This window comes from Algoriphagus limi (genome assembly GCF_024919275.1).
Taxonomy (GTDB): Bacteria; Bacteroidota; Bacteroidia; order Cytophagales; family Cyclobacteriaceae; genus Algoriphagus; species Algoriphagus limi.
Genome location: NZ_JANWGH010000002.1, coordinates 161931 through 175411, shown reverse-complemented (window position 1 = coordinate 175411; position 13481 = coordinate 161931). Strand labels below are relative to the sequence as shown.

15 protein-coding genes are annotated in these 13481 nt (G+C 40.3%); 10 read left to right on the top strand and 5 right to left on the bottom strand.

Annotated features, from left to right (window positions below):
* Positions 1-22 precede the first annotated feature (22 nt).
* Positions 23-604 carry a NifU family protein gene (locus NY014_RS09105; RefSeq protein ID WP_259414289.1) on the top strand — a complete coding sequence of 194 codons (582 nt, stop codon included), beginning with the start codon at positions 23-25 and terminating at the stop codon, positions 602-604.
* Between the two features lie 9 nt (positions 605-613).
* A complete protein-coding gene (locus NY014_RS09100; RefSeq protein ID WP_259414288.1) occupies positions 614-1684 on the top strand; it encodes a DUF3810 domain-containing protein in 1071 nt (356 codons plus the stop codon).
* Here NY014_RS09100 and NY014_RS09095 read toward each other — a convergent pair.
* Together NY014_RS09095 and dusB are read right to left on the bottom strand one after the other, a co-directional pair.
* Positions 1681-2598, bottom strand: a complete 918-nt coding sequence (locus tag NY014_RS09095) for a DMT family transporter (RefSeq protein ID WP_259414287.1) — start codon at positions 2596-2598, stop codon at positions 1681-1683. The two genes, NY014_RS09100 and NY014_RS09095, sit on opposite strands and share 4 nt — an antisense overlap.
* A gap of 93 nt (positions 2599-2691) precedes the next feature.
* Complete coding sequence (dusB, locus tag NY014_RS09090) at positions 2692-3681, bottom strand: tRNA dihydrouridine synthase DusB (RefSeq protein ID WP_259414286.1); 990 nt, start codon at positions 3679-3681, stop codon at positions 2692-2694.
* Positions 3682-3718: 37 nt separating this feature from the next.
* Between dusB and NY014_RS09085 the strand changes: the two genes are divergently transcribed.
* The 5 genes from NY014_RS09085 (at position 3719) to NY014_RS09065 (ending at position 7761) form a co-directional block, all read left to right on the top strand.
* The gene (locus NY014_RS09085) at positions 3719-4672 is read left to right on the top strand and encodes a CPBP family intramembrane glutamic endopeptidase (protein WP_259414285.1); all 954 of its coding nucleotides are present in this window, start codon (positions 3719-3721) and stop codon (positions 4670-4672) included.
* Positions 4647-4853 (top strand): putative signal transducing protein, encoded by a 207-nt coding sequence (locus tag NY014_RS09080; protein ID WP_259414284.1) that lies wholly within the window; start codon positions 4647-4649, stop codon positions 4851-4853. Before NY014_RS09085 ends, NY014_RS09080 begins: the two co-directional genes overlap by 26 nt.
* Positions 4837-5676: a phosphatidate cytidylyltransferase gene (locus NY014_RS09075; RefSeq protein ID WP_259414283.1), complete on the top strand. Its 840-nt coding sequence runs from the start codon at positions 4837-4839 to the stop codon at positions 5674-5676. Before NY014_RS09080 ends, NY014_RS09075 begins: the two co-directional genes overlap by 17 nt.
* 72 nt (positions 5677-5748) lie before the next feature.
* Positions 5749-7026, top strand: a complete 1278-nt coding sequence (locus NY014_RS09070) for a Glu/Leu/Phe/Val family dehydrogenase (protein WP_259414282.1) — start codon at positions 5749-5751, stop codon at positions 7024-7026.
* A 72-nt stretch (positions 7027-7098) separates the two neighbouring features.
* Positions 7099-7761 carry a phosphatidylserine decarboxylase family protein gene (locus NY014_RS09065; protein WP_259414281.1) on the top strand — a complete coding sequence of 221 codons (663 nt, stop codon included), beginning with the start codon at positions 7099-7101 and terminating at the stop codon, positions 7759-7761.
* 13 nt (positions 7762-7774) lie between these two features.
* Here NY014_RS09065 and mnmC2 read toward each other — a convergent pair whose 3' ends face one another.
* From mnmC2 to NY014_RS09050, 3 genes are read right to left on the bottom strand one after another with little or no spacing between them, the layout of a single operon-like run.
* Positions 7775-8464, bottom strand: coding sequence for a tRNA (5-methylaminomethyl-2-thiouridine)(34)-methyltransferase MnmC2 (gene mnmC2 / locus NY014_RS09060; RefSeq protein ID WP_259414280.1), 690 nt, complete (start codon positions 8462-8464; stop codon positions 7775-7777).
* Positions 8461-8943 (bottom strand): 2-C-methyl-D-erythritol 2,4-cyclodiphosphate synthase, encoded by a 483-nt coding sequence (ispF, locus tag NY014_RS09055; protein ID WP_259414279.1) that lies wholly within the window; start codon positions 8941-8943, stop codon positions 8461-8463. Before ispF ends, mnmC2 begins: the two co-directional genes overlap by 4 nt.
* The gene (locus NY014_RS09050; protein WP_259414278.1) at positions 8940-10184 is read right to left on the bottom strand and encodes a M16 family metallopeptidase; all 1245 of its coding nucleotides are present in this window, start codon (positions 10182-10184) and stop codon (positions 8940-8942) included. Before NY014_RS09050 ends, ispF begins: the two co-directional genes overlap by 4 nt.
* A 192-nt stretch (positions 10185-10376) precedes the next feature.
* On the opposite strand from NY014_RS09050, the gene bshC reads away from it, so the two are divergent.
* The 3 genes from bshC to NY014_RS09035 are packed head-to-tail and all read left to right on the top strand — an operon-like array spanning position 10377 to position 13007.
* A complete protein-coding gene (bshC, locus tag NY014_RS09045) occupies positions 10377-11936 on the top strand; it encodes a bacillithiol biosynthesis cysteine-adding enzyme BshC (protein ID WP_259414277.1) in 1560 nt (519 codons plus the stop codon).
* Entirely contained in the window at positions 11933-12505 is a 573-nt protein-coding gene (locus NY014_RS09040; RefSeq protein WP_259414276.1) for a 5-formyltetrahydrofolate cyclo-ligase, read from the top strand. The genes bshC and NY014_RS09040 overlap by 4 nt, the downstream gene beginning before the upstream one ends.
* Positions 12506-12521: 16 nt before the next feature.
* Positions 12522-13007, top strand: coding sequence for a hypothetical protein (locus tag NY014_RS09035; RefSeq protein ID WP_259414275.1), 486 nt, complete (start codon positions 12522-12524; stop codon positions 13005-13007).
* Positions 13008-13481: the final 474 nt, after the last annotated feature.

The following is a 13481-nucleotide window of genomic DNA, read 5'->3' as shown; positions in this document are numbered from 1 at the left end:
TTTACAAAAAAATCAGAATCCTATGCTAAAAGCCCAGTCAAGGCCTGTCCATCTGTATATGGAGGCAAATCCAAATCCAAATTCTTTAAAGTTTGTGGCCAATTTCATGTTGGTGGATGACGGCTTGAGTTTTGATTATCCATCCGCAGAACAGGTAACTAACAGTCCGCTTGCTCAGGAATTGTTCAATTTTGCTGCTGTTGAGCGGGTTTTTATCGCCTCCAATTTTGTGACAGTGACTAAATCAGAATCTGTAGAATGGCCTGAAATTCAAACGATCATTCGGGATCATATTAAATCCTATCTAGAAGCTGGTAAAAAACCTGTTCAGGCAGAATTCGATAAAGATCCGTTGTTTGATGAAAATGACTCTGAAATCGTCAAAAAAATCAAGGGTATTCTCGATGAATATATTCGTCCTGCTGTAGAACAAGACGGCGGAGCGATTGTATTTCACTCATTTCAAGATGGAGTAGTGAAGGTATTGCTTCAAGGTTCTTGTTCAGGTTGCCCTTCCAGTACTATCACACTAAAGGCGGGAATTCAAAATCTTCTGACCCGTATGCTTCCTGAAGTGAAGGAAGTAGAGGCAGAAGGTATCTAATTTTATTAAATGGGAATAAAAAAATGGGCTTGGGCACTGTTAGGAGTAGCTTCCCTTGGTTTTCGTTGGGTTGCGTCTAATTCTCCTGAATGGACTGAGCACTATTATTCTCGAGGATTATTTTTATTTATTCGACAAGCATTTGATAAGACGCTGGGGAATTTGCCTTTTCCCAGCGTCTTTTTATTTATCCTTCTGATTGGATTTCTATTTCTATGGTTTCTTAGAAAATTGGTCCAAATCCCAAAGGGAAAGCCGAGATGGATTTTTAGTCTTCGATCGCTTCTCAATTTTTCGGGTGCATTGATTTTCTTTTTTTTGATTCTCTGGGGTTTTAATTATCAGCGAACATTCATCATTCAGCAATTAGGGATTGAAGTAAAGCCTTTGAATTTGGAGCAACTGGAACATGAAATTGAGGAGAGCCATCATCAATTAGTCAGCTTGCGAAAGAAAATAAAAGCTGATACTTCGGCGATAGAAGAAATCGTCGATTATAGAAGTTTGGAAAGTCAAGTAAGGAAAAACCTTTCTCAAAATTTAGAATTGGTGAAGCTTGAATATTTCGGGAATCCCCGAACTCGGATGTTCCCACCCCCAGGCTTTATGCGGAAAATGGGAATTCTAGGAATCTATTTTCCTTACACAGGTGAGAGCTACATCGATCCGACTTTGCACCCCCTAGAGCAACCTTTTACAATTGCTCATGAAATGGCTCATAGTTTTGGGGTCACAGATGAAGGAGAGGCGAATTTTGTGGCTTGGGTTGTTGGTACGCGTTCTTCGGATCCTTTACTAAAGTACACTGCTTATTTGCGATTGTTCTTGTATCAGGCTCGGGATTATTATCGGATGGACCCTGATGGATATAGAGTTTGGTTAGAAAAATTAGATCGAGGGGTACTTCAGGATATTCGCTCTATTCAAGACAGAAATGCGCAATACCCTCCTTTTTCCATCGAATTGAGCCGAAAAACAAATGATTTATTCTTAAAATCTCAGGGTGTAAAAGCGGGGGTTTTGAGCTATCAGCAGTTGCCTATGTTGGTATACGCCTGGAAACAAAAAGCCGGTAATTAATTACTCGGTCGATTGACCTTTTTACGATTCCCAATCCATACTCCCAAAATCACGGCTGCAAATCCTAAATAGTGTCCTAAAAGCAAAACTTCTCCATCCCAAACTCCCCAAAGTATGGCCACTATAGGAATTAGATAAGTTACCGAACTGGCAAAAACAGGACTAGCGGTTTTGACCATCATATTGAAAATTATCAATGCTAGGGCAGTGCCTACAATCCCCAAAATAGCCACGTAACCGAGTGCCCGCCATGCTCCATCAACAGAGGAGAGTTTGTAGGCGAATTGGGTTCCAGCCATTAAATAAATCAGGGCAACAGGTAATACCAGCAAAAGTGAAATGGCTGTAATTTCTACAGGCCGAAGGGTGACGAATCGATATTTGATCAAATTGAGGTTAAACCCATAACAAGTACAGGCCAGGATCACAAAAAAAGCATATGCATTTATTTCGCTGAAGGCTCCAAATCCGCTTCCTTCTTTAACCAAAACCAAAACGGTAACTCCAATAAAGGCGATTGCTAAACCAAGGGCATTTTGTCGGGTAATTTTGGATTTGAAAAAAATAGCACCAACCAAAACAACAAACAAAGGAGTCAAGGCATTCAAAACCCCAGTCAAAGAACTGCTCAGTTGAGTTTGGGCTTTTGCAAAAAGAAAAGCTGGAATAAAACTCCCTACTAGCCCAACCAGAATCAAATTCTGAATCTGAGTGCTATTCAAACGACGCACTCCCGGCAGCGAAATCGGTAATAAAAAACTAGCGGCAGCTACTATACGAAAAGCGCCTAATTCTCCCGGAGAGAAAATTTCCAGCCCTCTTTTGATCAAAATAAAAGAGCTTCCCCAGACCAAAGCCAATACGATGAGGAATCCCCAGTTTGTTAACGTGTTTTCAGAAGAGTGATCGGACATGGAAAGGATGAACTATTCTACCGGAAAAGAAGCAATTCCATTCAGGAATTGTTTGAGAAAATTACAAGATTGGACAAAATAGATTGGAAATTCCTAGAAAACGTAATCAGCGTAAACTTCACCAACCTTATCTAGAATCTCACAAACTTCCTCATAGGATTCAGCAGTTACCATCTCAGTTCGATAGCTTTTGAAGTTGGGCATACCTCGGAAATAATTGGTGTAATGTCTTCGCATTTCAAGGATTCCAAGTTTTTCACCTTTCCATTTAACAGAGAAATCCAGATGTTTTTTGGCCACATTAAGGCGCTCTGCTAAATCTGGCTGTGGGAGTTTTTCACCGGTTTGCAGGTAGTGCTTGATTTCGTTAAAAACCCAAGGATATCCTATGGAAGCACGGCCAATCATCATGCCATCCACATTGTATTTGGCCTTGTATTCAGCTGCCTTCTCCGGAGAATCAATATCGCCATTTCCAAAAACCGGAATGCTCAGACGAGGATTGTCCTTTACTAGGTTCAAATAGGACCAATCTGCCTCTCCCTTGTACATTTGCTGACGGGTGCGGGCATGAATTGAAATAGCTTGGATTCCTACATCTTGAAGCCGTTCTGCCACTTCGACGATACGGATGGTTTCATGGTTCCAGCCTAGTCGTGTTTTTACAGTTACAGGAATTTTGACAGCTTTTACGATTTCGGCTGTCATGGATACCATTTTGTCGATGTCTAGAAGAATTCCCGCCCCCGCACCTTTACAGGCTACTTTGTGTACCGGACAGCCGTAATTGATATCCAAAATATCAGGTCCTGCGGCCTCCGCAATCTCTGCAGCTTCCCTCATGGACTCAATTTCATTTCCGAAAATCTGAATTCCGATAGGACGCTCATATTCAAAAATATCCAGCTTTTGGACGCTTTTCGCGGCATCACGGATAAGTCCTTCCGAACTGATAAATTCAGTATACATCAAATCAGCGCCGTTTTCCTTGCAAACCGCACGGAATGGGGGATCGCTGACATCTTCCATGGGTGCCAGTAACAAAGGGAATTCTCCCAGCTCTAACTTTCCTATCTTTACCACTGCTTATTCTAAATTTGGCGTAAATTTACGGCCAATTATGGAGATTTACGAAACTCAGCGAGAAATAGCACAGCGCAAAAGCTGGCTTTTGTCCTTGGTAGTCATTGTTTTAGTGTCATTTGGGGTGCTGATTGTACTTCAGGGCATTGCATTAGGATTGGTTCCTTTTCTTTTTGGGATCGGTTTAGAGGATATTGTTGCCCTTTTATCTGGTGATTTTTCAGTTCCGAATGGTCGAATGGCCTTGTATTTTGTTCAGGGTTTAGGTTCTGGAATTGGTTTTATGGTAGCTGGTTACATTATCTCAAATTGGATTGATAAAGCTAATTTGAGGTGGGATATTCAGCTGAGTAGAACACAAGGAAAAAAAGTTCTGATCACAGTTTTCTTGACATTTGGAGCCATGCTGTTCAATGCCCTTTTGGTTTATTTAAATGCTCAAATGGAACTTCCTTCCGCTCTTTCAGGGCTTGAAAGCTGGATGAAGGAAATGGAAAAAGACTTGATGGAAATGACCATGTTCCTGACCGATTTCCAAAATATTTCAGAGTTATTGATGGGAATTCTGGTAATCGGAGTCTTTGCGGGTTTGGGTGAGGAACTGTTCTTCAGAGGAGTACTTCAGCCAAAAATGCATTTATATACTGGTTCTTATCATTGGGGGATTTGGTTGACAGCAGCAATTTTTTCAGCTATCCATATGCAATTTTATGGATTCCTTCCTCGCTTGTTTTTAGGGGCTCTGTTTGGTTACCTGTATGTTTATTCAGGAAGCTTAGTTTATCCAATTTTAGCTCATATTTTCAATAATTCCTTCACGGTATTGCTGGTTTATGCTTCCAGTCAGGGATTGATTGAGTTTGATTTGGAGTCTACAGATACCGTATCTTATCCGGCTGCCATACTTGGATTATTGGTTCTTTCGGCAGGATTCTATTACTTTAAAAAAACGAAGCCCTCCGAATATGAAGGAATGGATCAAAGTATTTGAAACTCCACAGCAAATCCGAGCTGAAATCGTCAAAGGTGTTTTGGAAGAAAATGATATTCCCGCGGTGGTCTTGAATAAAAAAGAAACGGTTTATCAAGTGTTTGGTCTATATGAGGTTCATGTCAACCGTACCGATGCTTTGAGAGCCACTACCCTGATCAATAATGAGATCTCGTTTTAATATTAACAATTACAGCAATCTTGGCCAGCGAGCCATTACAGCCGTTGTGGGAGCTGCGATTGTCATTTCTTCGATTATCTATTCAGATTGGACCTATTTTTTAGTGTTTGCTTTCATTCTGGGCTTTTCACAAATGGAGTTCTATAAGTTGTGTGGACTGGACGGGATGTTACCTTTGAAAAGTTTTGGGACTTTTTTGGGGCTGATGATATTCACACTCACTTTCATGATTGAGAAAGAGCAATTACCCAATGAATACCTCTATCTCATTTTCCCGATCATCTCTTTGACTTTCTTTATCAAGCTTTATAAAAAGACTGACAAAAAACCGTTTACAGGCGTAGCATTTACTTATTTGGGTATTTTTTATGTTGCAGTGCCCTTTTCATTATTGAATTTGGCGGTGTTTTCGGTGGATAAAGTCTATCACTTTGAAATTATTCTAGGCTGTTTGCTAATCCTTTGGGCTAGTGATACGGGAGCCTATTTTGCGGGGACCAAATTCGGGAAAACGAAGTTGTTTGAGCGAGTATCTCCCAAAAAGTCTTGGGAAGGATTTCTTGGAGGTGCATTCTCGGCTATTGCCGTCGCATTTTTATTGGCCCGATATTTTCAGTCAATTCAGGACTGGAAATGGTTGGTGATTTCAGGAATTATCATCATTGCTGGTACGTATGGAGATTTGATTGAATCTCTTTTCAAGCGTTCAATTGAAATCAAGGATTCAGGTCATGGTTTACCTGGACATGGTGGTTTTATGGATCGGTTTGACGGTTTGCTTTTGTCAGCCCCTTTTATTACTGCTTTTTTGAAAATCTTCTGATCGTTCGGAAGGGCTAATCTGAAAAACTACGTAATATTGTATTGCATTTCACTACTCTAATTTAAACCCAATATGGCTTACATTGAACCGGCTCCAATTAAGGATAGAGAGAATCCTTTGGAGTCAATGATGGAAAGATTCAACATCGCTGCTGAAAAGCTTGGTCTTTCCGATGAAGTTTACAATGTCTTAAAAAATCCCGCCCGACAGGTAATTGTTTCCCTTCCCATCACTATGGATAATGGGAAAATTCAGGTTTTCGAAGGAATGCGTGTGGTTCACTCCAATATCCTGGGACCTGCAAAAGGGGGAATCCGCTTTGCTCCGGATGTACATCTGGATGAAGTAAAAGCACTTGCTGCCTGGATGACCTGGAAGTGTGCGGTAGTGGATATTCCTTATGGAGGTGGTAAAGGAGGGGTTCGCTGCAATCCTCGAGAAATGTCAAAAGGAGAAATTGAACGCTTAATGCGTGCCTATACCATGGCCATGATTGATGTTTTTGGTCCGGATAAGGATATTCCTGCTCCAGATATGGGTACAGGGCCAAGAGAAATGGCCTGGTTGATGGACGAATACTCCAAGGCTCACGGTATGACCGTAAACTCTGTAGTAACAGGTAAGCCTCTTGTTTTGGGAGGTTCATTGGGTCGAACTGAAGCGACTGGACGTGGTGTAATGGTGTCGGCTTTGGCAGCCATGCAAAAATTGAAAATCAATCCTTTCCAGGCTACTTGTGCCGTTCAGGGATTCGGAAACGTAGGTTCTTGGGCTGCTCGATTATTGGAAGAGAGAGGCTTGAAGGTAGTAGCTATATCTGATCATACTGGCGCATTTTATGATGAAAAGGGGATTGATATCGTGAAAGCGATTGAATTCCGTGATTCAAATGGAGGTCATTTAGAAGGATTCAAAGGTGGAGATAAACTGGAAGATCCAATGGATCTTTTGACCTTGGATGTAGATGTGTTGGTTCCAGCTGCTGTGGAGGATGTGATTACTGCGAAAAACGTGGATCAAATCAAGGCAAAATTGATTGTTGAAGGTGCTAACGGACCTACTTCTGCTAAGGCGGATGCGATTATTAATGAAAAAGGAATCATGGCTGTACCTGATATTTTGGCGAATGCCGGTGGAGTTACGGTTTCTTACTTCGAATGGGTTCAAAACCGTCTAGGATATAAATGGACTGCTGACCGTGTAAACAGACGTTCTGATCGGATTATGAAGGATGCGTTTGAACATGTATATGAAGCTTCAAAAAAATATGATGTTCCTATGCGGATTGCAGCTTACATTGTGGCAATCGATAAGGTAGCAAAGACATATACATTCCGAGGAGGATTTTAAAGATTCCAACTATCTTCAGAATGATGTATCTTTACGGCGCAGGACTTCCTGCGCCTTTTATTTTGAAAAAATATGACCATACACCGAGAAGGACGCGTACTCTTGTTTTGGCTGTTGATCATTTTGGTTGCCGGCAATTACCTTCTGTATTATTTCTATCCTGATGCCCGTTTTTGGTTAAACGTCAGCATATTGGGGAGCTTAATACTGTACTTGTTGATTTTGCAGTTTTTCCGAAATCCAATCTTTACGCTTCCTCAAGAAGAAGGTGTTGTATTTGCTCCAGCTGATGGCAAGGTCGTGGTGATTGAAGAAACCGAAGAGACAGAATATTTAAAGGAAAAACGAATTCAGGTTTCCATTTTCATGTCTCCTTTGAATGTTCATATAAACCGATCTCCGATCAAAGGAGTGGTGGAATTTTTTAAATATCATCCAGGGAAATATTTGGTGGCTTGGCATCCAAAATCCAGTACTGAAAATGAGCGAACAACAATGGTGGTTCGTGCAGAATCTGGTACAAAAATCTTGGTTCGACAAATTGCCGGAGCCCTAGCAAGACGCATCAAATGGTATATAAAGGAAGGTGATACGCTTCCTCAATGCGGAGAATTTGGATTTATAAAGTTTGGATCTCGAGTGGATGTGTTTTTGCCTCTTGGTACAGAAATTTTGGTTTCTTTGGAGCAAAAAACCAAAGGAGGAAGAACACCGATCGCTAGACTTAAATCATAAAAAAAGGTAGAGTTTACTCTGCCTTTTTCCATGCTCTGGTCATTTCTTTTTTTCCTGGAGGTCCTGGAGGAGTCTCTACTTCTAATCCCAATTCCTTTAAGTCCCGCTTCAATTGTCCTTTTGCACTGTATGTTGTAAATACCGCTCCGGGACGCATGCTATTTATTACTTTTTCAAGCATTTCTTTTTCCCAAAGTTCCGGTTGCTTGCTAGGAGCAAAAGCATCAAAAAATACCACATCTGTGGGGTAAAGTTGAGCTTCTTGCAAACTCACTTTATCTTTTTTGAAATTAAAATACTCTGAAATAGGGCCTCCCTCATTCCATGGGGCGTCATGAAGTGCTTCAAAATATTTGTGATAATGCCAGATGGCATCATTCTGATGAATGAAGTTCAGTTGGGAGTAAATTTCTTTTTCAAGAGGATAAGGCTCAACTGTATGATAAAGAACCGGTATTTGGTATTGTTCTGCCCAAACCAAAGTCAACCAAGCATTTAATCCGGTTCCAAAACCCACTTCGAAAATACGAATCGGGTATTTTTTGGGATTCATGGCAACCCAAGAATCCAATCCATAAATCATGAAAACATGCAAAGATTCCCGGTAAGCCCCATGAAAGCTGTGGTAGGTTTCTTTGAGTTCTTCATGATAGAGCGAATGAGAACCATCTTCTGTTGTAATGATTTTTATTTTTTCACTCATACTTCATAAATCAAAGCCACACAATAAGCTGAAACTCCTTCTTCTCTTCCGACAAAGCCTAGCCATTCAGTGGTGGTAGCTTTGATGGAAATATCTCCCTCATCCACAGCCATCACTTCGGAAAGGCAGGTTTTCATAGCTGGAATATGTGGGTTGATTTTAGGGTTTTGAAGACAAATCGTCATATCCAAGTTACCAATCTCATATCCAGCTTCCCGAAGGAGTTTTAAAACTTCCTTAAGCAAGATTTTGCTGTCAATACCTTTGTATTTAGGGTCTTTGTCTGAAAAATGGTATCCAATATCTCGCAAATTGGCTGCGCCAAGCAAAGCATCACAAATGACATGAATCAAAACATCTGCGTCTGAGTGTCCCACCGCGCCTTTGGTATGAGGGATTTTTATTCCTCCCAACCAAAAATCTTGTCCTTCTTTTAATTGATGGACGTCATAGCCAAATCCTATTCGAAACTTGCTCATTTTTTAGTCGATTGATAGTGTAAAACTGTGGACTTTTCGGGTCTAATCAAAGCATGGGCCCAGTCCATGACCTGGTTAGGAGTGATAGCCGATTTTCGCTCGAATTCATCCCAATACATATCCGGATGCCCCAAATTGGCATTAAATGCCAGATTCATTACGCGATTGATCAATTGGATAGACTCATAGGTTTTCATGGCTTCACCTTGATTCTTGACCTTTTGGAGTGTTTGTTCATCCACCCCTTTTTGAAGAAAATCTTCTATGAATTTATCCAATTTGGCTTCGGCATCTTGACTGCTAATTCCTGCTTCCATTTTCCCTGAAAAAACCAATAATCCCGGATCTAAGCTCCCCAAAATATAGGCTCCTCCAGAAGCGAATTCTTTTCCTCCTCGGACTAATTCTTGCTCTATTGGAGAGGATTTTCCAAAGCCTAAAATATCTGTAATCAAATCTGCTTCTAGATATCCTGGTTCCCCTTTTCCGGGCATTTTAAACGTTTTAATAAGCAGGTCTGTAGGAACAGCTGCTGTATGAATCTTTTCTCGATTTTCTTTTTGCTCTGGCTCTTGAAAGGTCTTTTCTTGTGGCTGTGAGGCAGGTGGTATATCGCCAAACCATTTATCAGCCAACTTTATGATTTCGCTTGGTTTCACATCTCCACCTACTACCAATATGGCATGGTTGGGAGCGTAATTCTTTTTATAAAAATCCCAAACATCTTCCTCAGTATAGTTGACGATATCCTCTGTCGTAGCTCCAATAGTGGGCCAGCGATATGGATGAACCTCAAACGCCAAAGGGCGGAGTAAATGCCAAATATCACCATAAGGTTGGTTGAGGTAGCGCTGTTTGAATTCCTCTAGGACAACTTTCCGCTGGGTTTCAATGGTTTTTTCTACCAAAGAAACATGCAGCATCCGGTCCGATTCCAACCAAAAAGCTGTTTCTAAATTACTGACCGGAAGAGTCATGTAATAGTTGGTGATGTCTGGGCTAGTGAAAGCATTGCAATTTCCTCCTACTCGCTCCAAGGCCCGATCGAAGACAGGTACATTTTGAGAGCTGCCAAACATCAGATGTTCAAAGAAATGAGCCAAACCCGTTTTTCCGGGCTTTTCATTTCTAGACCCTACCTTATAGAGTAAGTTGAAAACAGCAATTTTGGAATGAGGATCAGGATGGATAATCACCTCAAGCCCATTGTCCAGGAAATGTCTTTCGTAGGGGAATTTCATCGGGAGGCAAAGCTACACTTTTTTGAGTTTGACCACTTCTATGGGTAAAACCAATTTTAGACAAATAGTTCTACAAATCAATTGATGAATGATAGCGTCCGTCCATGTAAGAGTCTGGTGATTTTCCCAAAAAAGCCGAACTTTGGATAAACATCAGTAGTTTGCCTTCGAAAACCTACCATCCTTTGACCCATGAAGCATCATTGTATTGAGCTGAAAAAAACTGGACAATTCTCGAATTTTTTTCTGGATTACCTTGATGGGAAAGCTGATTTGCGACCATTTTACAATCATGCCCCAAAAATCGAAAGCTTTCATAATGCTATTAAGGAAAAACGGTTTTCTGAAGCTCATCGGCAAGTCTTGGTAGAGAGTCTTCAAAACCAATACGCCGATATTTCCCTGTTTGAAGAGGAAGAAGCACAAATTCAAAAACTCGCATTCTCAAATACATTCACGGTGACAACTGGTCATCAGCTGAATCTATATTCCGGACCATTATATTTCATATATAAGATTGTGTCCACGATTCGCTTAGCAGAAGAGTTGAAAAAAGCCTATCCGGATTATGATTTTGTGCCAATTTATTGGATGGCTACCGAGGATCACGACTTTGATGAAATCAACTATTTCAAACTGGATGGCAAAAAATACCAATGGCATTCGGATCAAACTGGGGCGGTTGGAAATTTTGAGCTAGACAAGAGTTTCAGGGAGTTTGAAAAAACTGTTCCTTTTGCAGCTGATGTTTTCAAGGAGGTATATAGGAATGCTAAAACCTTAAAAGAAGCAGTCTTGAATTATGTCCATGAGTTATTTGGGAAAAAGGGTCTGTTGGTTGTGGATGCACAAGTGCCAGCTTTAAAAGGTTTGTTCCGTCAAGTAATGTTCGAGGATATTTTTTCGCATACACCGCATAAGGAAGCAGTCCTGAAGACTGAATCTTTAGAATCCTTGGGCTACTCCGGCCAGATATTTCCAAGAGAAATCAATTTCTTCTACATGGATCACGGGATCCGGGAGAGAATCGAGCAGCATGGAGATGAGTTTGTGGTATTAAATTCTGAACTTCGATTTTCAAAATCTGAGATAGAAGAATTAATCGAGGCTCATCCCGAGCGATTCAGTCCAAATGTCGTTTTGAGACCTTTATACCAAGAGACTATTCTTCCAAACTTAGCATATTTGGGCGGACCTGCTGAGGTTGTTTATTGGTTGCAGCTTAAAGGTGTATTTGATCACTTTTCTGTTCATTTTCCTGTTTTACTTCCAAGAAATTTCGCTTTGGTGCTAGAACCTTTGATAGTTCAGAAAATGGAGCAATTAGGTTGGTCTGAAAAAGATTTATTTCAGGATTTTGATGCTTGGAAAAAAGAGTTTGTGGCTTCTCAGGCATCTGTGAATTTTGAATTGAAGGAGGAGAAGGAGTGTCTTTCTGATATTTTTGACAAAAAAGGACAAGAAGCTGAGAGGCTAGAAAAAAGTCTTGGTGAGTCTTTCGAGGCGGCAAAAGTTCGAGCTTTAAAAATCTTGGATCATATGGGGAAGAAAGTCCGAAAGGCTGAAGAGCGGAGATTGGAAGTGCAGATCAAGCGGGCTGAGGATATTTTTGATTATATAAAGCCGGGTGGTAGCCCACAGGAGCGAGTGGTGAATGTAATGCAGTTTCTCTTAGCTGATCCAGAGTTCATCGAAAAGCTGTATCCTGTATTTGATCCACTTGATTTTTGTATGAATGTCATTGAGGCATGATTTCCATAAAGGCCGCGATAAGAAAAGAGTACAAGCGGAAAAGGGCTGCTCTCTCTGAGGATGAAAAGGAGAGAAGGTCCGGTGCTATTTTTACAGAACTGTTAGCTTGGTTGGGAAATTGGTCTTCATCGAAGTCAGTCCACCTTTATTTTCCGATCAAAAGGCAAGGGGAGGTAAATACCTTTCCCATGCTACATTGGTTTTGGGAAAATGATTGGCGAGTTTTTGGATCTATAATCGATGAAGAAACAGGGACAATGGTTTCTGTCCGGATTCCTCCAAACACCCACTTTTTCGAGGATTCTTGGGGAATCCCAATTCCTCAAGGTGTTGAAAGAGCAAGTGGTGAAAAGTTTGATTTGATTTTGGTGCCTTTGCTTGCCTACGATTTGGAAGGCTGGAGAATTGGATTTGGGAAGGGTTACTATGATCAATTTCTTTCGAGCCTGGATTTTAATCCCGTGAAAGTAGGATTGAGTTTTTTTGAGCCAGAAGAAAAGCTGGAACATGAGCCGCATGATATTCCGTTAGATTTTTGCATTACACCGGAAAAAGTCATTAGATTTTGAGTCAAATTATTTAGTCATGAAAAAAGCCATATTACTTTTTTTCTTTTTGGGACTATTTGTTTTTGCAGCAAATGCACAAGTAGGCGCCTATAATACCATGGTGGGTGTAACAGGGGGCACGAATGTCGGTGGGACAGTAAAGCAGTTTATTTCTGAAACCGGTGCTGTTGATTTACTCGTGTACAATCGCTGGAGAGGTTGGGTAGGAGCATTGTTATATGAGCATCACTGGGATATCCGGGAGTTTGATGGTTTGGAATGGTATGTAGGGGCTGGAGCTCATTACGGAATCTGGAAAGACGGAAAAGGTGAGCCTCCTTGGGTCTATAAAATTGATCAGGACTACAATGTTTTTGGAGTAGATGCGATTGTAGGTTTAGAGTACAATATCAACCACAGCAATTTCTACATTGGGCTCTATTGGAAGCCGGCTTACAACTTTGAAGAGTTTACTAAACTCTGGGAGGACGAAGCAGCCTTTACTTTGAGATATTCATTTTAAAATTTCTGATATCTATAAAAAACAGAACCCACTTTTAAGGATTTTTCAAAAAAATCTATTCAAAGCTGTCTTTTTGAACCCTCAAGTCAAAAAAAATTAATTTTTGGAAAAAAATATTTCTACGATTATTGGTCTTCAAAATTTTATTTCAAAAATACACCCAAAGAGAATTATTAATTTTTAGAGAATCGATTTTGACAAAAGTCAAGGTGATTTTTTTCATGATTTTCCACAAAAAATTTTTTCAATTTTTATTACCCCTGAGAGATAGGCCAAATTTTGTTTTGTTAAAGTCAAAATATCTCAATCGAACAGTTAATATTTCTTAAATGAGGGCTACTAGCCAAATAATCATTTTTTCTAGCCGTTCAAACAAAATTTTCACCGTTTATTTTCAAAATTTCTGTTAAAATTTACCTATTCAAAGAATTCATTTAAAAAATGAATGAAAATATAGAAAAATTATATTTTTTA

Coding starts and splice junctions, on each gene's coding strand:
- NY014_RS09075 (WP_259414283.1), top strand. CDS start 4,837: ATGAGATCTCGTTTTAATATTAACAATTACAGCAATCTTGGCCAGCGA.
- ispF (WP_259414279.1), bottom strand. CDS start 8,943: ATGAGCAAGTTTCGAATAGGATTTGGCTATGACGTCCATCAATTAAAA.
- NY014_RS09095 (WP_259414287.1), bottom strand. CDS start 2,598: ATGTCCGATCACTCTTCTGAAAACACGTTAACAAACTGGGGATTCCTC.
- NY014_RS09065 (WP_259414281.1), top strand. CDS start 7,099: ATGACCATACACCGAGAAGGACGCGTACTCTTGTTTTGGCTGTTGATC.
- mnmC2 (WP_259414280.1), bottom strand. CDS start 8,464: ATGAGTGAAAAAATAAAAATCATTACAACAGAAGATGGTTCTCATTCG.
- bshC (WP_259414277.1), top strand. CDS start 10,377: ATGAAGCATCATTGTATTGAGCTGAAAAAAACTGGACAATTCTCGAAT.
- NY014_RS09105 (WP_259414289.1), top strand. CDS start 23: ATGCTAAAAGCCCAGTCAAGGCCTGTCCATCTGTATATGGAGGCAAAT.
- NY014_RS09035 (WP_259414275.1), top strand. CDS start 12,522: ATGAAAAAAGCCATATTACTTTTTTTCTTTTTGGGACTATTTGTTTTT.
- NY014_RS09085 (WP_259414285.1), top strand. CDS start 3,719: ATGGAGATTTACGAAACTCAGCGAGAAATAGCACAGCGCAAAAGCTGG.
- NY014_RS09040 (WP_259414276.1), top strand. CDS start 11,933: ATGATTTCCATAAAGGCCGCGATAAGAAAAGAGTACAAGCGGAAAAGG.
- NY014_RS09050 (WP_259414278.1), bottom strand. CDS start 10,184: ATGAAATTCCCCTACGAAAGACATTTCCTGGACAATGGGCTTGAGGTG.
- NY014_RS09100 (WP_259414288.1), top strand. CDS start 614: ATGGGAATAAAAAAATGGGCTTGGGCACTGTTAGGAGTAGCTTCCCTT.
- NY014_RS09070 (WP_259414282.1), top strand. CDS start 5,749: ATGGCTTACATTGAACCGGCTCCAATTAAGGATAGAGAGAATCCTTTG.
- NY014_RS09080 (WP_259414284.1), top strand. CDS start 4,647: ATGAAGGAATGGATCAAAGTATTTGAAACTCCACAGCAAATCCGAGCT.